Genomic DNA, 26,940 nt, shown 5'->3' on the forward strand with positions numbered 1-26,940 from the left:
ATCACCAAAACACTGAATATCTATTCTAGATAATCGCGTAAAAAAAGCTAGCGGGACGGTTTGACAATGCCAAATAAAAACACATCCATCGCTAACCGAAAAGTCGCCAGCGCTTCCTCTCGTTCCATTCGTCGCGAGTGTTGATTTAAACCAAACATCAGGCTGTCCAGGATAATGGCGACTCCGGTTACATTCGTCATTTCAAATTCGCCGTTATCGATCCCCTTTTGGAGCAACTGTTGATTAAAGTCAATATAGCCTTGGATCATTTCGTTGATACGATCCTCCACATCCGAAGGCTTCTCCGATATGTCAAAAAATTCATCAGCAGCCTTGGTCAACGGATGGTTCATAAAATCGGTCGCAAAATGTTCGGCTATTCCATACAATTTATCGATCGAGGTCGTGTAGAGCTGTTCCTTGGCCAGCCATTTCTCTTCCCATTCGCTGTTCCAAACTTCAATCAGATGTAAAAACAGCCCTTCCTTGCTCTTGAAATGATAATAAATGTTACCACCGCTGTATCCAGTAGCTTTCACAATATCTTCTATTGATGTGGCCTTGTAGCCTTTTTGCATAAATAAAATTCTGGATGCATCCGCTATCTTCTTCTTTGTCTGCTCCGTTTGCTGTTTCTTTTTATTCAATGCTCCTTCACCAACTTCCCATCCAGCAATACTGAACTTTCATTCAGTATTATAAGCGCTACAAACATACTTGGCAAACCTTCTTATGCGATAAGACAGAGCTATGAAGGGCATTTTGGTTTGGGTCAACATAGTGGAGGAGAAGAAAAAGACATCCGTCTAAGACAGCAACAGACCGTACAAAGCCCCGGTAACCACAACCAGCCATGGCGGCAGCTTCCAGTGCTCCAGCATGATAAACAAAATAGCCGCTACCGCAAAATCCAGCGGAGCAAGAATGGTACTCGTCCAAATCGGATCGTACAGGGCTGCCAGTAAAATCCCGACGACTGCAGCATTCACACCTACCAGCATTCCCTGGATTTTCGAATTTCTCCTCAAGGCATTCCAAAACGGCAATGCGCCGATGACGAGTAAAAAGGCTGGTAGAAAAATCGCAATCGTAGCCACTACTGCACCGACTCCGCCTGCAATCATGGCTCCCAAATAAGCGGCAAACGTAAACAATGGCCCCGGTACGGCTTGAGTAGCCCCGTAGCCGGTAAGAAAAGCTTCTTCCGTCATCCAACCTGTCGAGATCACCTCTCTCGCAAGCAAAGGCAATACAACGTGACCTCCACCAAAAACAAGTGAGCCCGCACGGAAAAAGCTCTCAAACAACGCGAGCAAGGAAAAGCCTGTACTCTCTCGTAGGATAGGCAGCACCAACAAAAGTCCGAAGAAAACGATCCAGCACGTAATGGCTAGTGCACGACTGATTGGCACACGAAATTCAGGAAGATCCGAAACTTTTTGCTGCCGGAAGATAAGCACCCCTGCTATTCCTGCTAGAACCATGACTGTGACCTGACTCCATGCAGAATGCCACAGCAGTGTGATGGTAGCAGCGATGATCGCAATCGTCACCCGTGTTCGATCCGGGGCAAGCTTTTGTCCCATCCCCCATACGGCATGAGCAACAATCGCGACAGCTACTAATTTAAGACCGTGAATCCAAGAAGCACTGCCACTGTCCACACCTTGTAAAGTGAACGTAAAGATCAGGAGCGCCAATACCGAAGGCAAAGTGAAGCCGATCCATGCAGCAACCCCTCCCCACAATCCGGCTCGCATGATTCCGATTCCGATCCCTACCTGGCTGCTTGCGGGACCAGGGAGAAACTGACAAAGCGCAACCAAATCCGCGTAGCTTTGCTCATCCATCCATTTTCTTCGGCGAATGTATTCGTTGTGAAAATAACCGAGATGCGCGATGGGACCGCCGAATGAAGTCAATCCCAGCTTGGTCGAAACGAGCAAAACTTCAAACACAGCTTCCCATCTACTTTTTTTGTGCCCGGTTTCTTCTAGGAGATTATTTTTCACTTAGCTGTACACCTCTCCGATTTCCGCTTCATCATACAAGCTATTTTATCGCTTTTCCCACCCTTTCATTGTAAAAAGATCATAAAGAAGGCCCCGCATCATCGATACGGAGCCTAAACCCTGCTATTCCATTCGAAATACCGGTCCTCTCGCCACGAACGGCAGGTTACTCCCCTTCGGCAGCATGATGGCATGACTACGAGTTACTTTGATCCGATCACATTCCCCATCGGTAATGATCAAAATCGGTCCGTCCTTTGGAAAATCGGTTGCTTTTTCCAGCATGTCAATGCCCGGCTGTAGGATCGTTCCCCCGCGTCCTTTGACTTTGACACGACCTGCAATGTCCTCGGGAGAAAGGTAGCCCGCATCATGCGCCTGCGCATCGCAAAAGACCACGCGTGCATACGGAACATCTCGTGCTTCACTGTAGCTCGCGATTGCCCCCAATGCTTTGCCGAGCAGCTTGGTATCCATCGAGCCGGATGTATCAATCACGACACCAAACGTGCGTGCCAGCTGATCCGTTTCCCGAAAGCTCCAGGCAGGACGGGCAATGTCAGGTGTAGAGGACTGTCTGCGGCTTGCCCTTGCATACGTGCGACTCTTTTCCAACGGAGGAAAATGCTCGTCAAACCAACGGGCAAGCTGAACATCCCACGGAATAGGCGGTTGCCCCAAGGCGCGAATCTCTTCTACCAAACCCGCAGGCAAAAGCCCTCGTCCTTTCTCCTGATGGTAGATCAAGCCTTGCGACATCGCATTGCGATAAAAATCATCCAGCGTCGTTCCCGGACCCTTTTCCCAAAAACGCGGATCGTCACCATCCAGAATATCACCCATGCCGATTCCACGTAAGGTGTAGAGCTTGCGATATGTGCGCATGTCCGTCACGATTCGATCGTAAATCGCCTCTGCCGAGAGTCCCTTCAAGTCTGGGTCGTACAGTCCGCCAATTTGCGGAAAACGTCCCACACCGAGTTCCATCAGCCATTGATTAATCACGTAATCGCAGCTGACATTCCAGTAATACGGGTCGCGTCCTTGGCATCGCTCATGGTGGCGAAGCCCTGCGTGCAAAAGCTCGTGTGCCATCACGAATTTGCATTCCTCTTCATCCAAGCCCGCCGCAGGATTGATGAAGATCTCGTTGGATGTGACATCAATGGCTGCCACCGAGATTTGCAGCCGTTGGCAGATCTGCGAATCCTCGATAATCGTGAAATGACTCGCTAAGGAAGCCAGCAATGGATAATGATTGATGAACCAACGTTTGGCCTTTTGTGCCTCAGACAGCTGGTTCTCTTCATTCCCAAGAGCATCGGAATAACCGCCCGCTACGCTGACAGCACTTTGCACCGCTTGCGCCAGCCCAATCCCCAAGAGCCGCTCCCACTTCACATCTCGATTGTAGGTATACCGGACGTATTTATCTGAGAAAAGCATATCTGCCTGTTTTTCCCCGCCCGTTCCAAACAGCTTCAAATGCTCCGGCACCCCATGCTCCACGAACCAGTCATACAGCTCTTCTTCGCTCTTTCCCGATTTATCCAGCTCAAAGGCCATTTCAGCAGGAGGCTTCCCCAGCTTCATGTCTCTCAAAAAACGCGTAATAAAACAATCGCATGCGATGTTCCACAAAATCGGCTGCCCTTTTTCCACAAAATGTCCGAAGCCCAAATGCAGCAGTGCATGTGCGAGAACATAAATCCATTCCCCGACTTCCCCTCTGCGCTTCGGATGCGCGTACAAGCTGCCTTCCCGGGTCACGACTACCCAACCGTTATCTGGACAAATACTTCGCTCGGAACGAATAAAGTGCGCTCGCGAGGACAGTGGACCAAACATCGGGTGATGACTTAAAAAATGTACGGCCTGCTCGTAGTTTTGCGTCGACGGGTCGTTTTTAACTCCTCGGGCCATAGGCTATTTGCCCTTCCTATCCATGGCCAATCGCGGTAAATCACGAATGACCTCCACAACGAACCAGTCTGGCAATCCGTCGCCATCCTCGTGCCGCGCCACTATCATCTGTGCCATTTCCAGTGAAATGGAAGCGAGCTCCTTCAAGAGAGCTTTCGCTCGGTGCGCAAACCGTTTATGCTGCTCCCCAACAGAGGCTTTATCCGCTGGCAGTTCTTTTTTGATCTGCGAACGGAAAGAATCCGCCAGAAAATACAGGACGTCCCGATCCTCTGGAGCCGTCGGGAAAGAAGCCTCTCCCTCCAAAATACGGTTGAGCTGATATTTGCCTTGAATGTTCTTGTGAAAAGCCCGAAATTGAGCAGCATGCTGGGGCGTCAAGCAACCGTAGGCCAGTACCCCCACCATCTCTGTCGTCAAGTTCTCACCGAATTCATTCAGGGCATCAGATAGCATGTGCCAGGAACGCGGAGTAGAAAACGGTTCCTCGCTCTTCGGTGGCTGCGACCACAAATAGTCCGGGCGCACCTCTAAAAATTGCAGCACGTAGGAATGGATGCCGTTGCTGTAAGCCCACTTCATCCATTGTTCATACGAGACTAGCAATTGGACATGGAACATCCGGTTGATCAGAGCAGACGACATCGGTTTGACAATCGCGCTATCCTGCGCTCTGTTTCCTGCTCCAATCACAATGGACCCTTCTGGCAGATGATAATCCCCGATTCTCCGCTCATGAATCAGACTGTAAAACGCCTTTTGCACTTCTTGCGAGCATGCATTCAATTCGTCAAGAAACAAGCAGTACGGTTCTTCTCGCGCAATTTGCGCAGGTGGGCAAAATCTGCTTTTCCCATCTACAATCTGTGGGACACCAATAATATCCTCAGGTGCCAGCTGACTACCCAATAACGATACGCAAGGCAGGCCCACCTGCTCGGCAAACGCCTCGACGAGAGACGACTTGCCGATTCCCGGTGCGCCCCAAATAAATACGGGACGAGCTACCGCAACGTTTAGCAGCACATCCATCAGTTGATTTTGCGTGACTTGAATTCCTAGATTCATTTTATAACCTCTCTTGTTTGATTGATTTTTGCAGCAATCTACCTCTTTTCGTAATTGATTTCCATTGACTAGAGCGACCGTCACACCACAAATATTTCCTAATATTACAAGAAGATTGAATAAGGAGCAAGAAAGAAAGGCATCACATGGTAAACCGTACCTGAATAAAAACAATGAAACCTACCAATCCCCTTATGCAGCTTATCGGAATAGGATGAAAGGACGTGAAGAAAGAAGGAGGACGTTTCATTTGTCACAAGCAAATATCCCCAACATTACCCCGCTCATTACCATCACACAAAGCCAAGTCGCAAACTTGCTACTGGCATCTATCGCAATGGAAGAGCTAGGGTTAAGCCATATCATTAATGCAGAGGCGGAAAAGTTTCAATATGTCCTTGGTACGCTTCCAGGATTAACAGGTCCCCCTGCAACCATTAGTGATTTGCTGAACGTTAATGCTAGTGTAGTAAATACGCTCAGAGAGATAACAAAGAAAGAGATTCTGCTGTACAACAAGCTGAATTCCGTATTAACAGCATCGTTTATCGCTAGTCTCACAGGACCAACGGGAGCCACTGGAGTCACTGGTCTACCAGGAGCCACCGGAGCAGATGGAGGTGGAACAGGAACAACAGGGGCTACGGGGGCTACTGGCGCGACTGGGGTAGGAATAACGGGGGCAACAGGAGTCGGCTTGACCGGGGCCACGGGGGTAACAGGCGCGACAGGAACTGTTTCCAGTGTTTTCGGCAACTTCTGGCTATCCTCCGCTATCGATATCTCGCCAAACACGATCGTCCCGCTGAATGTGTCGAATGCAGACAATTCACTCGGCTTTTTACTCGCTGGCGGGCAAGTGACCGTACCTACAAGCGGCATCTATCTCATCAGCTATCGTGTTACTACTGCACAAGCGAGTGAAGTGTCTTTCATTATCAGAAGGAATGGCGCTAATATTACAGCTTCTGCCGGAACTTCAAGCAGTGCGGATAGTGCAGGGGATGGAAATGCATTCGGCATGGTTACCTCTTTCACCCGATTAGTAGCAGGTGACATCGTAGACATATTCCGTACGGGAGGTATCGCAGACCAGTTTTTGCAAAGCTTCGCAGACGGAACGACGACGGTGACTGGCTTCCTCACTTTAGTGAAGATTGCCGACTAATCCAAACATAAATCATTTCGCCACTCGGAGCCGCAGCTACGACTCGATCCTGGCTGTCGTTGCGAGTGAAGCTCTTGCTGCGGACAAGCCTACTTCTCCTCCTTATGTAACATTCCTTTTTTTACCACGTCACATAGGCAAAGGGGGAATATCTAAAGATGAGAAAAATCGTGAAAGTAAGTGGCATCACCATATTGGTCGCATCATTGATTGGGTGTAGTTCGAATAGTCAATTGGCGACAAGCGGTACGGGTGAGAGCCAGCAACCAGCACCTGCCCAGAAAAGCGAGAATAAAGAAACTCTGAGCTCAAGTCCACGCAGTAGTTCAAGCGCCTTGGCTGATTACGTCCTGGAAAAGACATCCGCCCCACCTGCAAACGATATGTACTTCAAAGACTATGGCGCCAATACTTTTGTCTCTACTGCAAAAGATCGCCTATCTACCTTTGCCGCAGATGTGGATACCGGCTCCTACACGATCATGCGCAGTTTTGTTCAAGACGGCACTCTTCCTCCAGCAGAGGCTGTTCGGGTGGAAGAATTCATCAACTATTTTCCAGCAGCTTATCCAGCTCCCACCAATCAAACATTTGCCGTTCAAGTGGATGGCGGCCCCTCTCCTTTTCAGAAAGGCAATCAATTGGTTCGCGTAGGCATCAAAGGAAAGGAAATTGCAGCCGAAGACAGAAAGCCTGCAAACCTCGTCTTTGTCATTGACGTATCTGGCTCGATGAATAGGGAAAACCGATTGGAGCTGGTAAAAAGAAGTCTGAATGTCCTCGTGGATGAGTTACAACCCACAGATTCTGTAGGAATCATCGTCTATGGATCTGAAGGACGGGTTCTTTTGCCTCCTACCTCTACTGAAAACAAAAACGCGATATTATCTGCAATCGCTGAACTCCAACCCGAAGGCTCTACCAACGCGGAAGAAGGGCTCATGCTCGGCTATGAAATGGCGGCTAAATCCTTCAAGCCCGGCGCTATAAACAGGGTAATTCTTTGCTCCGACGGTGTGGCCAACGTAGGAGAAACAGGAGCCGAGGGCATTTTGCGTTCGATCGAGGACTATGTGCGAAAAGACATTTACTTGAGCACATTTGGCTTTGGCATGGGAAACTATAATGACGTCCTGATGGAGCAGCTTGCGAATAAAGGAGAAGGCAACTACGCCTACATTGATACGTTTTCCGAGGCGCGCCGCATTTTTACGGAATCATTGACGGGCACCCTCCAAACGATCGCTCGTGACGTAAAAATCCAGGTAGAATTCGACCCTAAGAAGGTAGACTCGTATCGCTTGATCGGCTATGAGAACCGCGATGTCCGCGACAAGGATTTTCGTAACGACAAGACAGACGCAGGTGAAATCGGTGCTGGGCACAGCGTGACCGCCCTTTACGAAGTCAAGCTTGCTTCCCCAGCAAAAACAGATCTAGGGACGGTACGGATTCGCTATCACAATATCGTTTCCCAAAAAGTAGAGGAAATTGCCGAGCCCGTACAAGTGCAAAGCGCGCTGTCACCTGAGCTGACTTTCCTGGCTTCCGTTGCCGAGTACGCGGAAATATTGCGGGATAGCCCCTTTTCCGAAAGAAGCTCGCTTCCCGACGTACTCAAGCTAGCCGAATCGACAGCCACCGGTGAGGAACAGCTGGAATTTGTCAGCTTGGTCCGCGATAGCATGTCTATTATCCGGAACTAACTCTTCTTCCTTATGTCCTGGTCGTGGTGCTGTTCCTGTACCTCATCCAAATATAAACCATCATTCCAATCGCCGAACCGATTAGCAAAAATGTGATGCCGTAATGACGTATATAGACGACGACTTTGAGCCACTCTTTCTCAAGCGCCTGTCCCAACAGTAAAAAAGTGACACTCCAAAGAAAGGCGCCAGCGTAAGCAAAAATAGCGAATCGTCGAAACCCCATTGCGGAGACTCCTGCCAAATAGGCGGTAACATGACGGACGCCAGGCAAAAAATAGCCGATGAGCAACAGGTATGGACCGTACTTGGCAAACAGCTTTTGGGTTGACTCTATTTTTTTCGGCGTAATATGCATGTACGGTCCAACCTTCATAAGCAACGGCAGCCCCCACTTCCACGCGATCGCATAGCTGATCGAAATCCCTACTGCCGCTCCCAAAAAAGCGCTCAGCACCGTTAACGGCATGTGCAAAACACCGCGGGAAACCGCATAGCCAGCGTACGTCATCAGTACCTCATCGGGTATGGGGAGCCCCACAACACCAAGTGTGAGCGAAAAAAAGATGCCGACATATCCATATTTCATCAAAAAAAGATCCAGATGCTGCTCCACGGCTACCTCCAATAATGTTGTCCTACTTCATTGTATTCTCTCCCTATTCTTTGACATTCTGGCTTTTTTACAAAAAATCAGATCAGGGCATATGGTATCCTAAAAAAAGATCTTATTTCCTTTTTCAGGTGACGTCATGAACTATATAGAACAAATAACATGTGCCCTCTCTTTTATCGAAAAGCAGATAACAGAAAAAGTCACACTCGATGAAGTGGCATCAGCCGCCGGATATTCCAAGTACCATTTTCAACGCTTGTTTTTTCACGTGACAGGAGAAACTGTCGGCCAGTACATTTCGAAGAGACGCTTAACCGAGGCTGCCAAAGCGCTGTCGCTGGAACAAAAGAGCGTGACGGAGATCGCCTTTACATACGGCTTTGATTCTCACGAAGCCTTTACTCGTGCCTTTACCAAACGCTTTGGTCTGCCTCCTTCTGCTCTTCGTCGATCTGGAAAAATGCCGAGATACATGATGTTGGAGCGCATGGAGTTACCGTATTTGGAAAATATTCAGCGGCAGTCCATTGAGCCCATCTATGTCCCTGCCCACGAAGCACTGCATCTCGTAGGCTACTCTCCAGCTACTTGTTCGTTACATGATATCGTCCATTGCTGGAACCAATTTGGGCAGACCATCGGCGTGCAGCCAAATCAAAAGCGTTATGGTGTCTTACGCTACCCCGATGCTTTTGGACTGGAGCTGAGCTTTTCTTATTTTGCTGCCATGCAAACTCCGGAGCATGATGGCACAGACGGACTGGAATCACTCACACTGCCTGCATCTAGTTATCTAGTGTTCCCTCACAAAGGACCGGTGCAAAATATCAAGCTGACGTATCAATACATTTACGGGAGCTGGATGACACACGCATCCGACCAGTTTTATGCCCGCTACGATTTTGAATACTACGATCACCGCTTTCTCGGATATGACCATCCTGATTCACTTTGCTTCATTTATATACCCGTTCTGACCAGGGAATAGTCGGTAGCGGTTCGCATTTTCGATCAAGTTTTCCTCGTTTTCCTGTCGTACGCTGTACGTGTGAAAAGGAGTGAATCGAATGAAAGAACTGATCGATTTGACAGCAACGGAGATGGGCACTTGGATTCGCGAGCGTAAAATAAGCGCCGAGGAAGCTACCCGACATATCTTTAAACGAATCGACTTCCTCAATGGCAAAGTGAACGCTATCGTCGCTTCTGACGAAAAGTCTGCGATCGAAGCCGCCAAACAAGCAGACAAAGAAATAGGGGAAGGTATCTATCGCGGACCTCTTCACGGGGTACCCATCACAATCAAAGATTCTTTTGCCACAGCAGGACTCGCCACTACTTCTGGCTTCACACCTCTCAAAGGCTATATTCCACAACACGACGCGGCAGTCGTCCGCAGACTGAAGCAGGCAGGAGCCATCATCCTGGGCAAAACGAATGTCCCTCCTCTTCTGATGGACATGCAAACAGACAATGATATTTACGGTCGGACGAATAATCCATGGAATCTGGAGAGAACAACAGGCGGTAGCAGCGGAGGATCGGCAGCCGCAGTTGCTGCCGGGCTTTCCTATTTGGATATTGGCAGTGACATTGGCGGTTCGTTGCGTGTTCCGGCTCATTTCTGTGGCGTCTTTAGCTTGAAGCCGACAGAAGGAGCCGTTCCGGCAGCAGGACACATGCCAGGCTTTGAAGGAATGTCTGATTATACCTCGTCTCGTCATCTGGCCTGTTATGGCCCTGTAGCCCGTTCGATCGAAGACCTGGAAGTGGCGTTTTCCATCATTAGTGGTGGAAACGGCAACGCTGGCTTGCCTCATGGACCACAAGTCTTGCCCCCTCCCCTCAAGGAGCAGCCCCTGCACATTCGCTGGATGGAAGAGCTGCCCGGCTACCCAACGAGTCGAGCCATTCGCGATCAGTTGCGTCGCTTCGTCAAAATGTTAGAGCAACAAGGCATGCGCGTAGAACAAGTGACGGCACCACCTTTGGATGTACGCAAGACTTGGGAAACATGGGGGAAAATGATCGACGCGGAGTTAAACTCTACGACACCTTCGATTCTTCGCGGTTTGGCTCATCTCATGACGATGCCGATTTATCGCCAAATTCCCTCCGCTACTATGCTCATCCCACTGACGTTCAAAAACTACATGCGTGTCTTAACCATTCGGGAGCAGCTCATTCGCAGCTTTGAGCAATTCATAGCTGACTGTGACTTGTTCTTGTGTCCGGTTAGCTGCACGACAGCTTTTCCCCATATGGCAAAATCGAGAGTGTGGGGTTACAAGCCTCTTTACACCAAACCACTGTACGTAGACGAGAACCCGCAAAACTACTGGGCCGCTACGACTTTTTATACGAGTCTGTTTAATGTCACCGGAAGCCCTGTCGTGACGATGCCGATCGGTTTTGATGAGCAAGGTCTTCCTATTGGTATACAGTGTGTGGGCAAGCGATGGCGTGATAGGGAATTGCTACAGGGAGCGTCGAAATTGTATGCGACCTGCCCAGAGTGGCGGGCGCCTGAAATTTCTGTGGAGCCGCATTGAGAATAAATATTCCAGCCCAACTTGCATAAAGCCCCTTTCCTATGAAGAAAACTACCAGTGCGAACCCCATTTCTGGTAATGAGGAGGGGCTTTATGCTTCCATTATTGAAAAAGCGCCTGATACTGATCGTTTCCCTGCTTTGCCTGACGCTTTACCTGTCTGGCCTGTCATTTGCAAAAGAGACCACAACCGCTCCATCTGTCCAACAGTCACCTCTCTTTCAAACGAAGTCATTTCTTCAATCGCAGGAGAGACTCGCCTACTCGCTCGGCATACAAGCATACATCTACGGCTATCCATTAGTGATGTCCGCCAAAACGATGGAAGCCATGGTCAAAAATCGGTCGCCGATTAACCAGTTTTACTATGCGGACACACTCGCTTCCCCAGCTTATCGGGATATCGTGACGCCAAACTCCGATACATTGTATATGAGCGCATGGCTGGATTTGTCAGAGACGCCCGTCCGATTGACTGTCCCCGCCAATCCGCAAAACCGCTACTATACCGTGCAAATGCTGGATGCCTACACGAATACGTTTCGCAATGTCTCCAATCGTTCTACCAAACAGCAGGCCGGACAATATATCATTGCAAGCCCACAATGGAAAGGGCCTACCCCTGCCCATATACCTGTGATCTACGCCCCTACGAATACCGTCTGGCTCATTGGCCGTGTCGAGGTAAAGGGTGAAGCTGATTTACCGCAGGCTGTCTCGTTTGAAAAACAAATCGCGATTGCCCCTGTCCACCCAAAATTGCAAACGGCACATATTCCCGAAGCGCTTCCCCCTGATGTGTTGTCATCCCTTTCCTTTTTTCACGTCATGACGAAATGGATCCAGAGCAATCCTCCGCCCGAATGTGATCGCGTCTTGCTCGATCAATTCACACAAGCCGGGATCGATGTCCAAAAAGGCTTTGATCCTTCCACGCTCGGTCCAGCCAAACTTGCGGGTCTACAGCGTGCCCTACAGGATGCTCCGTCCATCGTGCAAAATGGCTTTCCCGGCTACGCCACCTTCCGTAATGGATGGGGCTCCTTTTCCCCCATCGGCACATATGGAAACCAGTTTCTCGCCCGTTCCTTTATCGCCTATTCCGGTATTGGAGCCAATGTGCCGAGCGAGGAAGCCTATTATCGTGCATTGACAGATGGAACAGGAAAACCTCTTACAGGAGTCAAAAGCTATAGGCTGCATTTTACAAAGGAATAGCTTCCCAAGACGTCTGCATTCTGGTCGATCAATGTCTATGACAACCAACTGTTTTTAGCCAAAACAGCGGCCGATCGCGCATCCGTTCGCAGCAATACAGGAACGCTTGCGTACAATCCGGATGGCTCCCTCGATCTGTATTTGCAACAGCAACCGCCCAAAGGCAAGGAAGGCAACTGGCTCCCGCTCCCTGAAGGCGAGTTCAATCTCGTTTTGCGGGTATTTGCACCGGAGCCTGCAACGCTGGACAAACAGCACGCTTGGCCCGCTGTCATGGAAAGCAATCCACTCCCATAACACAACGAAAAAGGCACCGCCCCATCGTGAGCGGTGCCTTCTGTATTAAGTCTGTTACTTCTTCAAATCTTCAATGGAGTTGATCTCCATGTAAGCTGGAACGGCCAATCCGAGCTTGGTTCCTTGCAGGTTCGGACCGAGGTCCTCCACGTCTTTCCCCAGCTTTTCCATGTAGTCTGCGTGCGTGGTTGGCAGCCACGCTGCTACCATCCCATCCACATCGCCGTTCGATACACCGACCCACATTGGGCCAGCTTCTACTTGGCTCAGCTCTACTTTATATTTCAGCTTTTGCTCTAATACAGTCTTCACCACATTCGTGCTGGCGATCTCAGAATCCCACGCGACGTAGGCGAGCGTCAATTTTTTGCCTTCAGCAGGCTGAATGCCTTCTACCCACTTGTTGACGGTAGCTTCATTGTTTTTCACCCATTCGGCTGCTGCCTCTTCCGGCTTTTTGCCGCTCTCGATATCGAGCATCACTTTTTCCATGTCCGCAGGTGTCCACGAAAACTTGTCAAGGAATGCATATGCGCTTGGGTGCTCCTCCTTCAGTCCTTTGCGCACGATGGTATGAATCTGTTCATCCTTACCGAAAGTGCCTTTCGGGTCTTCGAGGTATTTCATCTCAAACTTGGAGAACATCCAGTGAGGTGTCCAGCCAGTCACGATAATCGGCTTTTTGTCTTTGTAGGCTTGTGTCAGAGCTGCCGTCATCGCTGCACTGGAGCCCTCCACCAGTTCCCAATCTTTCAGATCGTAGTCTTTCATGGCTTTTTCCGTTGCTTTCATCAGACCAGCGCCAGGATCGATTCCGATAATTTTATGATCCACTTGTGCTCCAACGCTATTTGGTGCAGACGTACCCGTGTTACCCTCGGCAGGCTGATTTCCCTGCGGTGTTCCCGCGTTTGAACATCCTGCCATCACCATACTGAGTCCGAGTGCGACTGCCAGCCCTTTCAAGGCGCCTTTTTTCATTTTCATGAAAACCCCTCCTACGCGTTTTTTCTCTTTCCAACACTTTGCGTGAGACGATCCAGTAGAATCGCTAAAATAACGATGGCCAGCCCCGCCTCAAAACCTTCACCGATCTTGATCTGTGTTACAGCACGATACACGTCCGCCCCCAAACCTTTCGCCCCAATCATGGAGGCAATCACGACCATGGACAGTGCAAGCATAATGCTCTGGTTAATCCCTGCCATCATTGTCGTCTTGGCAATCGGCAGCTGTACCTTCGTCAGTTTTTGCCAGTAGGTAGAACCGAACGCTTCAGAAGCCTCGATCAGATCGGCAGGAACTTGACGAATTCCCAGGTTGGTCAGACGGATCGTCGGTGGCATCGCAAAAATGACAGAAGCGATAACCCCCGGTACTTTACCGAGTCCGAAGAAAAAGATAGCGGGAATCAAGTACACAAACGCCGGCATCGTCTGCATGAAATCAAGCAGCGGTGTAACGACCTTTTGCACCGAATCATTCTTTGCGCACCAGACACCGACCGGAATCCCGATAATCACCGAGATCAACCCTGCCGTCAATACCAGTGCAAGTGTTTCCATTGAATGCTCCCAATAACCCAGATTCTGAATCAGAAGAAGTCCAATGAAGGTAAAAAGAGCAATTGCCACTTTGCCAGCACGATACGCCAGCAGCGTAAACAAAATGATTAAGGCCCAAAACGGGATTCCTGTTAGAATCCACGAAAACAAGTCAACGGTTCCACCGATTCCAGCTGATATGAAGTCGAACAAGAAACCCAAATTCTCTTCCAGTCCATCCACAATCGTTTCTACCCAACTGTCGAGCGGCAGCTTCGGAAAAAGTTGGTTTTGACTCATGATGGATTCACCTGCCCCTCTTCATTCGTTGGCTCTGGAACTTGTTGATTAACTTTTCCTGCCAACCCACCCAAGACGGCTCCTTTAACGATCACGCCGAGGAGACGGTTTTGTCCTCCTATAACCGCCACAGGAATATCCGAAAACGCAACAAGGTCAAACATCTCATTGAGAAGCGTCTGCGGTCCGACAGTCGGTACCTCGGTTCGCAGCACGGATTCCAGCGACTGTCCTGCTTCTTTAGCTCCGTTTACTGCGTCTGCCGTCAGCACACCCAGCAATGTTTTTCGTTTATCCACCACGTACAGACTGGATACGCCGCGGTCTCGCATCAGTTGCAATGCGACGCGAGGTCCTTTGTCCAGTGTGATCGTTTCCGCACGCTTCATGACATTTTCAGCGGATAACACCTTGGAACGATCCACATCCTCTACAAATCGCTCTACGTATTCATTTGCCGGATTGGTCATGATTTCTTCCGGCGAGCCGATCTGCACGATCGCACCGTCTTTCATCAGCGCGATTCGATCCCCGATCTTCAATGCTTCGTCCAGATCATGCGTAATGAAAATAATGGTCTTCTGCATGGTGCTTTGCAGTTCCAACAGTTCATCCTGCATGTCCTTGCGAATCAACGGGTCCAAGGCACTGAAGGCCTCATCCATCAACAGCACATCGGGTTCATTCGCGAGTGCCCGAGCCAGCCCCACACGTTGCTGCATCCCGCCACTCAACTGATCCGGGTAGCTTGCTTCCCAACCACCGAGTCCGACGAGTTCGAGTGACTTTTTCGCTTTGGCCTCTCTCTCAGCTTTTGGCATCCCTTGAATCTCCAGACCGTACTCCGCATTTTCAAGCACCGTCCTGTGAGGGAACAAGGCAAACTTTTGAAATACCATACCCAGCTTCTTTCTTCTTACTTCCTGTAACTGCTCCGTGTTCATACTGACGATATCCGTACCGTCAATCAGGATTCTGCCTTCTGTTGGCTCAATCAACCGGTTCAACAATCGAACCAAGGTCGACTTCCCGCTTCCCGAAAGCCCCATGATGACGAATATCTCGCCTGCATGCACCTCAAAACTCGCTTGATTCACCCCAAGGGTAAGACCCGTTTCCTTCAAGATTTCTTGCTTGGTCTTCCCCTGCTTCACCTGGGACAATGCGCGTTGGGGTTGGCGTCCAAAGATTTTGGTCAAATTCTCTACTTTGATCTTGGGCATATGGTCACCTCCAACTTTTACGCCCGGCATCCGGACTGTTCTTTACCCTTACAATTGTAACCAGCCAATTTTTTTACCTCAAACTGGATGAGGCAGGATAATCGGGCATTTTCAGCGTTCAGAAAAAACTTTACGTACTTTACTTCCTGTATTCTCAGTTTATCACGTATATACTGTACAATATCTCCATTTACTTTTTGCTTTTGGAGACGTACAATTCTAGTCAGGTTACTATGACTAGAGGAGCTGCTTTTTTCAAAATGGATACCAATCAAGAAAAAATCCTCGAAAAAGCTCAGGAACGCGTGATTGAAACGCTAGCTCGCAACATGGATCTGTATGGAATTACCATGTCAACGGGACTGCTGTATGGCACGTTGCTCTTTCAGGACAAGTCAATGACACTCGATGAGATGGGCGAAGCACTGGGCATGAGCAAAACCAGCATGAGTACTGGCGTCCGCACATTGATGGACTTAAATATGGTAGAAAAGATATGGAAAAAAGGGACACGGAAGGATCATTACGAGGTCAATCTGGATTGGTACCAGAACTTCATCGACCTCTTTTCCGTGAAGTGGCGACACGCCTGTGAACATAATGTACACGCCTTGAAAAAGTCGCTCCTTGAGCTTCGCGCTCTCCAGCAATCAGAAGAGCTTACGGAAGAAGTTAAGGAACAAGTTGACCTTAGTATCAAGCGCATTGAAAATGGGTTGGAGTATTATCTGTGGCTGTCCCGTTTGATCGACTCCTTCGAATCACATGATATCTTTCAGTTTGTACCGAAAAAGGAAAATGAATCATAAGAAGTTCGCAATCGAAAAAGACTTGTTCCTTACCTGCCGATATGTAAGGAATGAGTCTTTTTTTGTGGTACAATTATCCAGAGCAGTTTTCATGCTCTTCTATGATGAAAGGAGTGGTCAGTTATGAAAAAGGACATGAATCGACGTTCTTATAAAGCTGTGCGTGTACCAAACAACCAAAAAGGGGAACACCAACACTAACCCCCTTTCACCTAGGAGGAATTGGATTGATTCGAAAAACAGCTCTACTGATTATTGATGCGCAAGTGGGAATTATAGAGGGACAATTTGGTCCTGTTTATCAGCCGGCTACACTTGTCCAAACATTGAAAAAAGTAAGGGAAGACGCCTACAGCAAGGATATTCCTGTTCTGTACGTTAAGGATGATGATGTCGGAGAAGTCGGTTCAGACGACAATGCCATCCACCCTGAGATCGCACCTCTGCCATCAGAAACGGTGATTCGAAAACTAGCGACAGACTCGTTTCACGGAACTGACCTGCACGAAAAACTACAAGCACTCGGGATTAACCATCTTGTCATCACGGGGTGCAAAACTGAATATTGTATCGACAGTGCCTGCCGCAAAGCGACGACACTCGGCTATGATGTGACGCTCGTCAAAGACGGACACTCTACGTCGGACAATAAAGTGCTGTCTGCGGAACAGATCATCGCCCATCACAATACATGCCTGCATGGATTGGGAAATATTGAGCCATTTATTTTGGTACGGGAATCAACGGAGGATGTCTTCGTCCCTACCCATGATTCTTACCGATAAAACGTTTTGCTGAACTTCTCGAAACCGTCTTTTCAGGCGGTTTCTTGTTTTGTCCTTGTCTTACCCACGATTCGTCCATGCTATTATGGAAGAAACGAATTTGCCGTTCGTGAAGGAGAAAATCATGTCGACTACTATCGCTATACCAAGATTGGGCGTAGGAGCTGTCATCTTAAATGACAAGAATGAGATTTTACTGGTTTTACGAAACAGAGATCCAGAGAAGAATACGTGGAGCATTCCCGGGGGAAAAGTTGATCCCTATGAACAACTGGAGACGAGTGTCATCCGTGAAATCAAAGAAGAGGTCAATCTCGATGTTGAGATAAAGGCCCTCTTATGCACCGCAGAAACCATCCGCCCGGAAAATGGCGAGCATTGGGTTTCGGTCATTTACGAAGTCACGATCCTGAGTGGAGAAGCACGTAATTTAGAGGAAGACGGGGCGATTGGGGACATGCGTTGGTTTTCGCTCGATGCACTTCCGTCGAATCTGGCTTGCTTCGCCGTACCAGCTATCGAACATTTGCAGAACAGGAACCGTTCATGAAAAGCAAAACGGACAGTTGCCCATGTGGCCTGTCCGTTTTTTCGTAAAGAAGATTACTTTCCTTTTTGGATAATTTCTTGCACTCTCCCTACTTGTCCATCCGTCAAACGAACCTTGATTCCATGCGGATGTGTGCTGGAGTTCGTCAGGATATCCTTGACGATCCCACGGGTGCGCTTGCCAGTGCGTTGGTCCTGTTTCAATACAATCTCGACTTCAAGACCTGCTGCGATATCTTTTCGGTTTTTTCCGTTCATTTTTCCCTTCTCCTTTTTTCGTTCTATGTCCCACCTGTGATATAATCGACAAACAAATCCATCTCACCGGAGGAATCCATGCTTACTTTTGAAGAAAAACTAGCGATTATTGAATCTTTTCCACAACTGACTCGGAATGACGTCTCCCTGAAACGGGTTAATTTTCATTATGAGGAAAGCCTTCATGACAAAAAGACCGTGGTCTATCATCTGCATCCGAACGGCAACGGGTTTGTGTTTGCCGCGTTTTTGAAGGGCTACCAAAAAGACGACAAGGGCTATGTCAACATCCGTGATTTCTCGGCGGACGAGCTGCGCAAGGTAGTCGAGGCTTCGATCCAATCCCTCTCTATCAAGCGTGAACCAGCGCCAAAAGCTACTGGTGAAGCTGAACAATTGGAGCAAACATGGGTCGACAAGCAAAACCGCACGCTCTTGCTGCAACAGGAAGACGCGCTGTGGAACGTATACCACGGGATGAACCTGGAAGCTTCCTTTGAGTCGTACGTGGAAGCAGAGCAATATCTGATTGAAGAAGGATTTTCCCTACAACAATAAGCCCTTCCTTCTCCCTGCTACATGTACCATACCAAATTGTAGATGTTTTGATCAAACTGGCGCAAGCGACCGACTGCTTGCGCCATCCCAACACAGGGGGACGGTACGACATGATCAAGTACAGAGATACGCTTCTTACGAATATCCATAAACAGATTGAGACGTGGTACGACCAGGAGGTTCCCGTCTCTCATGATGATCTGTATCGCTTTCTCCATTCGTTAAAGGGGACCGCCGGGACGATTGGATTGATCGACTTGTCTGATCTGTCTCAGCTTCTCTTGGAACAAATGGACGACATGCCTGCCAAGAATTGGCCAACGAGTGAATGGCGAGCGTTTTTGCAAGAGCTGATCACCTTATGCTGCGAGAAGCGACCCGAACAGGAAGTTTTTATCGAGAACCCCGCTCTTCACCGGGAATCCCCTTGTGAGCAACAACCTTTGCTCCTCATCCTGGATGATGACGTCACCCTGCTTATGTATCTAAAAGAATATTTAGAAAAACGCAATTGGTCTGTCATCGCAACGGTCTATCCTCATAAGGCTCTCGACTATTTTCACGACATGAACCCTGACTGCTTCATTCTGGATTTGAACATCCCGGAAACGGACGGCTTCCAAGTGATGCAGACAATTAGCGAAAAAATAAAGAAGCAATACGTGCCTACGACCATTATCAGCATCGATTGCGAACGGGAGACCCGTCTGAACGCCTATCGTTTGGGCGCAGATGACGTCATGTGCAAACCGCTTGATATGGAAGAGCTGGTCGTACGCCTCGAACGCCAGCTTCGCCGGAAGCGCTGGATGAACAGCATCTTGTTTTTGGACGAGCTCACGGGTGTCAACAATCGCAATTCTTTTGTTGATACGTACCAACGGCTTCTTTCTGATGCCCATCGGACCAACACCCCCTTCTCACTGGCATTTTTAGATATCGATTTTTTCAAAGGGGTCAATGATACATACGGTCATCTGATTGGCGACGAGGTCCTGACTCGTTTTGCTGCTTTCATCGGGCAGAGCGCCGAAAAACATGATGTATTATTCCGGTACGGCGGAGAGGAATTTATCCTGCTGATGCCGCGTACGACTGTACAGACAGGAAAGATGCGCCTAGAGCAGATACTCTCTGCTTTTTGTTCGCTCACGTTCGAAGCTCCTGAAGGAACGTTTTCATTGAGCTTTTCCGGTGGAATCGTACAAGTAGAAGATCCTCATAAACCGCATACGTATTGGGTAGAAGCTGCGGACACTGCTTTGTACGCTGCCAAAAATGCAGGGCGGCGCCGGATTGAAACCGCTCAAATCACAGAAACGCATGACTCCCCTAAGGTAAAACTGAAGGTCGCCATTATTGATGACGATCCGATGATTCGCGTGATGCTTGCCGATTCCATCAAAACCAGTTTTGACGGTTGGATACACGTCGATATCCAGACTTACGAAGAAGGAGCAGCTTTTTTTGACTCCACCTGGCATCAGGGACACGAACCCTATCTCGTTATTTTAGACGGGATGATGCCACAGATGGATGGCCTCGAGGTTCTCCAGAAAATCCGGAATTTGCCGAATGCCAAGAAATATACGGTGATTATGCTAACAGGTCGTACAGAAGAGCAAGACATTGTCCGTGCCCTTCAGCTCGGTGCTGACGACTATATGACCAAGCCATTCCGTACACGCGAACTGGAGGCTCGCATCAAGCGACTGGTTAAGCGAATGTTGTAAGGAGGTAGTGAGATGGCAACGATTATGCTGGCCGAAGACGAAGCCGTGTTGCGCATGTTGATTGGCGACACGCTCGAGGATGAGGGACATGAGCTCGATATCGCTTGCGATGGAGAGGAAGCCCTGCAAAAAATCGGTCAAAATGAGTACGACTTGATCATTTTAGATTATATGATGCCTAAGCTGACAGGCTATGAAGTATTGCAGCAGCTCAAACAGATGGACGACAAAAAGGCAGTTAAGGTCCTGATCCTCTCGGCAAAAAGTCAACATGCCGAACAGGAGAAAATGCGTGCAGCTGGTGCCGATGACTTTATGCCGAAGCCCTTTAGCCCGATGGATCTTGTCCGGAAAGTGGAGGAAATGCTCGCATGACGGGGTTCTGGGCGTTTATCAGAAAAAGCATCACACGTCGCTTCATGGCGATGATGCTTCTTTTTCTGTCACTGCTGATTGCCGGCGCTGGCATCGTTCAAGATTTGAATAGCAACGCATTAACCCATTATCAGACGGAGATATACAATACCAAGGAAAAACAAAATTTGGTCGCAGACATCGCTGAGCACACGAACCAGATCTTTTTTCGCGCAAGGGGTTATTACGCTTTCTTGAGCCCATCTGAGTACAATGAGCTATTTCTTGAGAAAAAGAAGCTGGAACAAGCGCTGGATAAATTTAAGAAGCTTCCGCTCAATGATGAGGAGCAAGCGCTTGTCGCTTCGATCGAATCTTTCTTCACGAACTTTTTCGCCAATGTGTTTCCTACTTTTTCGAGTTATGCAAAGAACGGAGACTTTGAATCCCTGCGAAAAGCTTCGGCCAGTGGCGTGAATCAGGAAGTGAACAACCTACTTAAATACGCCGGGCGGTATCAGGAAGAGCACGATCAGCTTTTATATACGAAAAACCAACTACTGTTCGAAGAGTTGTCACAGCTAAGCACCTGGTTTCTCGTGTACTCGCTGATGGTGCTGGTGATCATGGTAATAGTCACCATTCAAACTACGCGGGATATCGGCAGGCCGTTGGTTCGTCTATCCCAAAATGCTGAACAGTTCGCTAATGGCGGTACACCTCTTTTGCAGGATTTGAACAGAATTGACGAAATCGGTAGACTCTCCCGCTCCCTCGACTATTTGATCAGGCAAATTCAAGCCAAAGAAGAAGTGCTCATGGCGCAAAACGAAGAGCTGCAAGCCCAGCAGGATGAACTGATGATGCAGCAAGAAGAGTTGCAAGAAGCATTGGGCAAGATGGAGGAAAACGAACGGTACTTGGAAAAGAAAAACCGTTTCATCCTCTCTTTGTCGAATACGCTGGATAAAAGCGAGCTACTGTCCAGTATCATTCGCAATATAACTGAAGTCATGGATGCCGATAAAGGTGTTATCGTCATGTTGAACACTGACAGGGACGCAGCTAGCTTTGGCGTTTCGCAGAATGGTCTGGAGCAATTGCGCAATGGATTGGATGATGGTCCGTTCGTACGAATCAGGGAAACGGGCCTGCCATATGTCCTGATGCGTGAAAGCACTGACGCTGAGCGCGGCTACACGGAAGAAATGTCACAAACATTTGAGCTTTACCTCCCAGTGCTAGATGCCCAACAGACAATCGTTGCATGTATCATCTGCTCCCGTATCGGTCGAAAATTCACGAATCAGGAGCTACAAGTCATCATCGGCATCGCCAAGCAGATTTCCTTGGCACTCGACAAGCTCGCGATGTATGAGGAGACAGAGCGGCAGCGTAAAATGACGCAGGATATGCTCGATTCTGTTCAAGAAGGCATTCAGCTTATTGATCTGAGTGGAGAAACACTTCAGGTGAACTGGAATTTTTGTGAGCTCTTGTGTTACGACCATCAGCTCGCTTCGCAAGGATTTGACTTGGAACAGTTCCTTTCCCATCTACAGAGTCGAACCGATGAGCCTGATCGGCTGATTCAGTATGTCAGATCTGTCGTTTTAGACGAAGGTGCTATTCCTTCTGGCAGTATTGTGTTTCAGATGACCGGACCGCAAGTACGCTATATTCAGCTCTATGCAGAGCCACTGTACCGGAACCAAGAGAAATGGAGTACCTTGCTCGTTTACCGTGACTTCACCAAGGAATACGAGATCGACCAAATGAAATCGGAATTCGTCAGTACGGTCAGCCATGAGCTGCGTACTCCTCTCGCCAGTGTGCTCGGCTTTGCGGAGCTACTGTTAACGAAAGAACTCAAGCCCGAACGTCAACAGCGATACATAGCGACCATTTATCAAGAAGCGACTCGCCTGACTGCGCTCATCAACGATTTCTTGGATTTGCAACGCATGGAATCCGGCAAACAGACGTATGAGCCAGAGAATGTTGCGATTGATCAAGTGATTCGAGATATTTTCGGACTTTATCGAGTCCAGTCCCCTCTCCATCGATTTGAACTCGATTTGCAAACGGAGCAAACCGTTGTTTATGGAGACCAAGCCAAGCTGCGTCAAGTATTTATGAATCTGATCAGTAATGCCGTCAAATACTCCCCGCATGGTGGCCATGTCCGGGTGAGCTGTCGACAAGATGGGAATCGCTTGCTCGTGGTGGTCCAGGATGAAGGACTAGGCATTCCTTCCGAAGCCATCCCTCACCTGTTTACCAAATTTTACCGTGTAGATAATTCCGATCGCCGCGAGATCGGCGGTACAGGACTGGGTCTCGCTATTGTTCGGGAGATCGTCCATATGCACCATGGTGAAGTTGCCGTTACGTCCGAATCGGGCAAAGGTAGTACATTTACAGTTACCCTTCCGCTGGCTGAGCACAATTTGTCCCCCAGCTATCTAGCGGGGACGGAGGAGGTAGTCTCTCCAACTAGTCAATGCAATGGAAACGTTGTGATCATCGAAGACGATTTGAACTTAACCGAGCTGTTGCGTGATGAGTTGACGAGCTCTGGATTCCGTGTCAATTCCTTCTCTACGGCGACTGAAGCAGTAACTGCAATCGAGGAGCTGCGACCGGATGCTGTCGTACTTGACCTTATCTTGAAGGACGGCGAGAGTGGTTGGAAGGTCATTGAGGAAATACGGAAAAACCCGGATTTACGGACCATTCCGATCGTGATCTCCAGTGCTTTTGAGGAAAAGAAAAAGGCATTTGATCTGGGAGCAACCGGTTATCTCATCAAGCCTTATCATCCAGATACCTTGTCTAAAGCGATTTTGCTGGCCATCACGAATCAAGAAGCAACGGGACAAATCTTCATTCCCGATGAACAATAAAGATGGCAATGGACAAAAGAGGCTGCGGCTATGCATGCGCGGCCTGTTTATTTTTACCTTCTAGCAAAGAAAATCTTGGTATATTCATGCGCTTTCCATCACACATTAATAGAGGTTACTTTGTGCACTTTTGCCCTGCAAAGGAGGAGTTCATGTGTATTTCTCAAAAAAAGCAGTCGTTCCAGTCGAAGAAGAGGAAACAGATGTATGGACGTGCAGTAATGAGGGCTGTACGTGCTGGATGAGAGATAACTTTTCCTTTGATAAGAGCCCGAGCTGCCCCTTTTGCCATTCTAGTATGGTAAAAGATACGCGCATGCTGCCGGTCCTAACCAATCACAGCAGCAGGCGGAACTCTTGAGTCGTTCTTTTCTTTTTTCTTGCGGGTATTCTTCCTCTTCTCTACAATAAATTCATGACGTACGAATGTTAGAGGAGTATGCCCATGAACCGAAAAGAGATGGAAGATCAAGTGATTCAAGCCTATCAGCGCGACGAGGGCATGATGATTCTCGTTTTTGCCCAATGGTGTGTGAATCACGGTCTAGATGCACGCGAATTATACCGCCGCGCTTACCCCGCTCAAGGGGAAAATATGTTACTCGCTCAAATGCTGGACAATACCGTACCCAAAGAAGAAGCAGAGGACATTCCTGATGCGACTCTCCTTGGTGTATTGTCGCTGTTTGGCAATGACGATTTGGCGATTGTGGTCAGTGAGACCATCGATGAAATGAAAAAGAATCCGAAATAATGTATGAAAGCCATACTCGTGCGAAAGCTACGCGCGCGGGTGTGGCTTTCTTTCTTTTTTCCCTTTCCAAAAACTCCCCTCCCCTGTCCAAATACGAATCAAAGAAAACTTTATTATCATAAAAACCATTCACAGTTTATTGTTTGAGCGACAACGTCAGCCGACAAACGATGAAATGGAGAATATCGAAATGTATACAGATTCAAAAATCTTGAAATCTCTGTTTTACATCCAGCTCTTCTCAAGTTTTCTCGTTGTAGTCGGTCATTTCACGGCTTCTGCCCTTTCTTTTACAGATCCGTTTTGGATCGTGGCCCTCAATCAGATCAGTCGCTACGGCACTGTCCTGTTGACGATCGCCACCGGTTATTTGACTGCTTATTCTTTAGAAGCCAAGAGCCCTACTGCTCGCGAGTTTTTTTCAGGGAAACTTCTGTATATTTTTGTTCCCTATTTAGTCTCTGGTGTCCTGTACCATTACTTGTTGAAAAAAGGGATGCCTCATACTGCCCAGGACTTTACGAACATTGTTTTAGGCAAAACGGGTGACCATCTGTACTTTGTGTTTATGATTTGCCAGTATTATATTTTTGCTTATCTGTTTCGCCGTGTGATCACCAAGCGCAACATTTTGTATGTCATTTGGATTTTGCTCGGTATTCAGTACGTGTACATCAACTTTATCCATCAGGGCTGGTTCGGGCTTACCACGCGCCATATGCTCCCGAGCTGGATTTTTACCCTGTACATGGGGCACGTGTTGTATTGGTACCGTGAATCGATCCTTTCCTTTTTGCGAAACAACCGCTCCATCTTGACGCTGATGACGGGTGTTTCCACTGCGGCTGCGATGTTTTTTGTTGTCTCAAACAAGCTGTATGTGGCTGTCCATTTGACTTTTGTCTTCGCCACGCTTCTGTCATTTCTCGTGCTCATGGTCTTCTTTCTGGAACGCGTCGATCGTTTGCACATCAAGTTTCGAAAAGGGCTGACGTATTTTATTTTCTTGTTCCACTCTGCTTTTTTGATCATGTTCAAAGATTATCTGTTTGAAAAATACGGCGAGGTCGCTTGGCTGTTTGAAAACACGTGGTACTCGCTGCTGTACTTGCTCGTCATTATCGGGTGCAGTTGTTTGTTGGCGCTCATGCTGGTCTGGCTGGTAAACAAACTGGAGCGTATCTCCAAAACCATACGACAAACACACAGGCAGCTTCACGCTAGCAAATAAACAGCTTTTTCACAAAAAAATGACCTATTCATGCTGCACGTCTGTTAACGATCGTGCCTTCATGGATAGGTCGCTTTTTTTTGTGGCATTAGATGTGCTGACTCATCGACATCAAGCCACTTGTACATGTGTCACAGGGCTTGAACTGCATAGAAAAATTCGTCTGCTGATCAGTAGACTCGCACGCAATCGTTCCTCCGTGCCGCTCAATGATTTCTTTGCAGACGTATAAGCCAATTCCAGTACCGAGCTCCTTCGTTGTGAAAAACGGTTCAAAAATAACCGAGAGCAGGTCAGGTGGAATTGGTGATCCATTGTTGGAAACGGTAATCAAGGACCTGTCAGGCGTTTGGGACACCTCAATGACAATCTCCTTATCGCCTGTTTTTTTATGTAACGCATCCAGCGCATTGGAAATGATGTTGATAAACACCTGCTTCATCTCATCCTTGTAGCCTTTTAGTTGAAAGGTAGGATCGATACTGCATTTGATATCCACATTCACGTCAACGATATTCGGATAGAGGAAGGAAAGAATCTCATCGAACAACTCCCAAACGCTAAAAACCTCCATTTGCTTATAGACCGCTCCTTTTTTCGAGACCAGCAAAAACTGCGAAACCCGGTAGTTCAATTGTCGCAGCTCATTTTCAATAATCTCTACGTAAGGGAGATTCGGATAATCTTCTTTCAACAAACGAGAGAATCCCATAATGGAAGTAAGCGGATTTCGGAATTCATGGACGAAGCTGGACGCCATTTGCCCCAGGATCGTGAGCCTGTCTTTGTGAGAACGCTCGATAAATAGCTTCTTCTCTTCTAAATCGTTGTCTTTGAGGTCGGTGTATTTGAAAACAGCGTGAACCAAAAAGACATCAAAGCATTCGTTTATTTTCAATAAGGCAGGCATTAAAGCGGCAGGCGTAAACGGACCTTTTTGGAGAAGATCGATAACCATTTCTCGGCCCATGCACACGTTGGAAACGAAATCGCCAATGTTGGTCTCTGCCCGGTTTCGTTCATATGCGACCTTGTAAGCCAATTCTTTAATATCCTCAAGAGTGATTTCCGAACGAAAATATTCAATAACCATACGATACAGTGCTCGCCCATTCAGATGGATCAATCCCTTGTATTGATCACTGTCCGAAACGGCAATTCGTCGCTTGAATTCTTTTACGATCGTTGCCTCGTGCTCGTCCAAATATACTGCCAAGTCATCCATCGGCATCTATCCCCACTCCGAATAATAGGCAAATCCCCTTCCAACCTATTATACTATTATTGTTGTTAATTAACTAAATATTTTTACTATTTTAACGAAAAAGAAATAACAAAGGGAAAGGAGCTACTTGTCATCGTAGCTCCTTTTGCAT

The 26,940-nt window shown here is 48.1% G+C and carries 26 protein-coding genes; 16 read left to right on the top strand and 10 right to left on the bottom strand.

The window, feature by feature from the left end; all coding sequences use genetic code 11:
• Positions 1–47: 47 nt before the first annotated feature.
• The 4 genes from HP398_RS23675 to HP398_RS23690 all read right to left on the bottom strand — a co-directional run bounded on the left by HP398_RS23675 (position 48) and on the right by HP398_RS23690 (position 5,003).
• Positions 48–647: a TetR/AcrR family transcriptional regulator gene (locus tag HP398_RS23675; protein ID WP_069852916.1), complete on the bottom strand. Its 600-nt coding sequence runs from the start codon at positions 645–647 to the stop codon at positions 48–50.
• 159 nt (positions 648–806) lie between these two features.
• Complete coding sequence (locus tag HP398_RS23680) at positions 807–2,012, bottom strand: chromate transporter (RefSeq protein ID WP_173623813.1); 1,206 nt, start codon at positions 2,010–2,012, stop codon at positions 807–809.
• A 123-nt stretch (positions 2,013–2,135) separates the two neighbouring features.
• The gene (locus HP398_RS23685; RefSeq protein WP_017251864.1) at positions 2,136–3,935 is read right to left on the bottom strand and encodes a vWA domain-containing protein; all 1,800 of its coding nucleotides are present in this window, start codon (positions 3,933–3,935) and stop codon (positions 2,136–2,138) included.
• A 3-nt stretch (positions 3,936–3,938) separates the two neighbouring features.
• Positions 3,939–5,003: an AAA family ATPase gene (locus HP398_RS23690; protein WP_017251865.1), complete on the bottom strand. Its 1,065-nt coding sequence runs from the start codon at positions 5,001–5,003 to the stop codon at positions 3,939–3,941.
• Positions 5,004–5,253: 250 nt separating this feature from the next.
• Here HP398_RS23690 and HP398_RS23695 point away from each other — a divergent pair, with 250 nt between their 5' ends.
• Both HP398_RS23695 and HP398_RS23700 read left to right on the top strand, forming a co-directional pair.
• A complete protein-coding gene (locus HP398_RS23695; protein WP_017251866.1) occupies positions 5,254–6,171 on the top strand; it encodes an alpha-helical endospore appendage domain-containing protein in 918 nt (305 codons plus the stop codon).
• Positions 6,172–6,329: 158 nt separating this feature from the next.
• The gene (locus HP398_RS23700; RefSeq protein WP_173623814.1) at positions 6,330–7,877 is read left to right on the top strand and encodes a vWA domain-containing protein; all 1,548 of its coding nucleotides are present in this window, start codon (positions 6,330–6,332) and stop codon (positions 7,875–7,877) included.
• 10 nt (positions 7,878–7,887) lie between these two features.
• On the opposite strand, the gene HP398_RS23705 is transcribed toward HP398_RS23700, so the two are convergent.
• A complete protein-coding gene (locus HP398_RS23705) occupies positions 7,888–8,505 on the bottom strand; it encodes a DedA family protein (protein WP_173623815.1) in 618 nt (205 codons plus the stop codon).
• A 124-nt stretch (positions 8,506–8,629) separates the two neighbouring features.
• Here HP398_RS23705 and HP398_RS23710 point away from each other — a divergent pair, with 124 nt between their 5' ends.
• The 4 genes from HP398_RS23710 (at position 8,630) to HP398_RS31020 (ending at position 12,560) form a co-directional block, all read left to right on the top strand.
• On the top strand, positions 8,630–9,481 hold the full coding sequence (locus tag HP398_RS23710) for a helix-turn-helix domain-containing protein (RefSeq protein WP_017251869.1): 852 nt from the start codon (positions 8,630–8,632) through the stop codon (positions 9,479–9,481).
• Positions 9,482–9,560: 79 nt separating this feature from the next.
• Positions 9,561–11,045, top strand: coding sequence for an amidase (locus HP398_RS23715; protein ID WP_173623816.1), 1,485 nt, complete (start codon positions 9,561–9,563; stop codon positions 11,043–11,045).
• 93 nt (positions 11,046–11,138) lie between these two features.
• The gene (locus HP398_RS23720; RefSeq protein ID WP_254476335.1) at positions 11,139–12,263 is read left to right on the top strand and encodes a DUF1254 domain-containing protein; all 1,125 of its coding nucleotides are present in this window, start codon (positions 11,139–11,141) and stop codon (positions 12,261–12,263) included.
• A 48-nt stretch (positions 12,264–12,311) separates the two neighbouring features.
• The gene (locus HP398_RS31020; RefSeq protein WP_254476346.1) at positions 12,312–12,560 is read left to right on the top strand and encodes a DUF1214 domain-containing protein; all 249 of its coding nucleotides are present in this window, start codon (positions 12,312–12,314) and stop codon (positions 12,558–12,560) included.
• Positions 12,561–12,614: 54 nt separating this feature from the next.
• Here HP398_RS31020 and HP398_RS23725 read toward each other — a convergent pair whose 3' ends face one another.
• From HP398_RS23725 to HP398_RS23735, 3 genes are read right to left on the bottom strand one after another with little or no spacing between them, the layout of a single operon-like run.
• Complete coding sequence (locus HP398_RS23725) at positions 12,615–13,541, bottom strand: glycine betaine ABC transporter substrate-binding protein (protein WP_173623926.1); 927 nt, start codon at positions 13,539–13,541, stop codon at positions 12,615–12,617.
• 17 nt (positions 13,542–13,558) lie between these two features.
• Positions 13,559–14,404: an ABC transporter permease gene (locus HP398_RS23730; protein ID WP_017251873.1), complete on the bottom strand. Its 846-nt coding sequence runs from the start codon at positions 14,402–14,404 to the stop codon at positions 13,559–13,561.
• Positions 14,401–15,627: a quaternary amine ABC transporter ATP-binding protein gene (locus HP398_RS23735; protein ID WP_173623817.1), complete on the bottom strand. Its 1,227-nt coding sequence runs from the start codon at positions 15,625–15,627 to the stop codon at positions 14,401–14,403. Before HP398_RS23735 ends, HP398_RS23730 begins: the two co-directional genes overlap by 4 nt.
• Before the next feature lie 260 nt (positions 15,628–15,887).
• Here HP398_RS23735 and HP398_RS23740 point away from each other — a divergent pair, with 260 nt between their 5' ends.
• From HP398_RS23740 to HP398_RS23750, 3 genes are all read left to right on the top strand, one after another.
• Positions 15,888–16,436 (top strand): GbsR/MarR family transcriptional regulator, encoded by a 549-nt coding sequence (locus HP398_RS23740; RefSeq protein WP_017251876.1) that lies wholly within the window; start codon positions 15,888–15,890, stop codon positions 16,434–16,436.
• 227 nt (positions 16,437–16,663) lie between these two features.
• Positions 16,664–17,221, top strand: a complete 558-nt coding sequence (locus HP398_RS23745; RefSeq protein ID WP_173623818.1) for a cysteine hydrolase family protein — start codon at positions 16,664–16,666, stop codon at positions 17,219–17,221.
• A 124-nt stretch (positions 17,222–17,345) separates the two neighbouring features.
• A complete protein-coding gene (locus HP398_RS23750) occupies positions 17,346–17,771 on the top strand; it encodes an NUDIX hydrolase (RefSeq protein ID WP_026043347.1) in 426 nt (141 codons plus the stop codon).
• 53 nt (positions 17,772–17,824) lie between these two features.
• On the opposite strand, the gene HP398_RS23755 is transcribed toward HP398_RS23750, so the two are convergent.
• Positions 17,825–18,028, bottom strand: coding sequence for a YwbE family protein (locus HP398_RS23755; RefSeq protein ID WP_017251879.1), 204 nt, complete (start codon positions 18,026–18,028; stop codon positions 17,825–17,827).
• Between the two features lie 78 nt (positions 18,029–18,106).
• On the opposite strand from HP398_RS23755, the gene HP398_RS23760 reads away from it, so the two are divergent.
• The 7 genes from HP398_RS23760 to HP398_RS23790 all read left to right on the top strand — a co-directional run bounded on the left by HP398_RS23760 (position 18,107) and on the right by HP398_RS23790 (position 25,564).
• The gene (locus tag HP398_RS23760; RefSeq protein ID WP_017251880.1) at positions 18,107–18,586 is read left to right on the top strand and encodes a hypothetical protein; all 480 of its coding nucleotides are present in this window, start codon (positions 18,107–18,109) and stop codon (positions 18,584–18,586) included.
• A gap of 110 nt (positions 18,587–18,696) precedes the next feature.
• Complete coding sequence (locus tag HP398_RS23765; protein ID WP_173623819.1) at positions 18,697–20,319, top strand: GGDEF domain-containing response regulator; 1,623 nt, start codon at positions 18,697–18,699, stop codon at positions 20,317–20,319.
• A 12-nt stretch (positions 20,320–20,331) separates the two neighbouring features.
• Positions 20,332–20,694, top strand: coding sequence for a response regulator transcription factor (locus HP398_RS23770; protein WP_017251882.1), 363 nt, complete (start codon positions 20,332–20,334; stop codon positions 20,692–20,694).
• Positions 20,691–23,579, top strand: a complete 2,889-nt coding sequence (locus tag HP398_RS23775; RefSeq protein ID WP_173623820.1) for an ATP-binding protein — start codon at positions 20,691–20,693, stop codon at positions 23,577–23,579. Before HP398_RS23770 ends, HP398_RS23775 begins: the two co-directional genes overlap by 4 nt.
• A gap of 154 nt (positions 23,580–23,733) precedes the next feature.
• On the top strand, positions 23,734–23,940 hold the full coding sequence (locus HP398_RS23780; RefSeq protein ID WP_173623821.1) for a cold-shock protein: 207 nt from the start codon (positions 23,734–23,736) through the stop codon (positions 23,938–23,940).
• A gap of 84 nt (positions 23,941–24,024) precedes the next feature.
• A complete protein-coding gene (locus tag HP398_RS23785; protein WP_017251885.1) occupies positions 24,025–24,333 on the top strand; it encodes a hypothetical protein in 309 nt (102 codons plus the stop codon).
• Between the two features lie 190 nt (positions 24,334–24,523).
• Complete coding sequence (locus tag HP398_RS23790) at positions 24,524–25,564, top strand: acyltransferase family protein (RefSeq protein WP_069852956.1); 1,041 nt, start codon at positions 24,524–24,526, stop codon at positions 25,562–25,564.
• A gap of 88 nt (positions 25,565–25,652) precedes the next feature.
• Here the strand turns inward: HP398_RS23790 and HP398_RS23795 are convergent, their stop codons facing one another.
• On the bottom strand, positions 25,653–26,795 hold the full coding sequence (locus HP398_RS23795) for a sensor histidine kinase (RefSeq protein ID WP_017251887.1): 1,143 nt from the start codon (positions 26,793–26,795) through the stop codon (positions 25,653–25,655).
• Between the last annotated feature and the right edge of the window lie 145 nt (positions 26,796–26,940).

Source organism: Brevibacillus sp. HB1.4B (genome assembly GCF_013284285.1).
Lineage (GTDB): Bacteria > Bacillota > Bacilli > Brevibacillales > Brevibacillaceae > Brevibacillus > Brevibacillus porteri.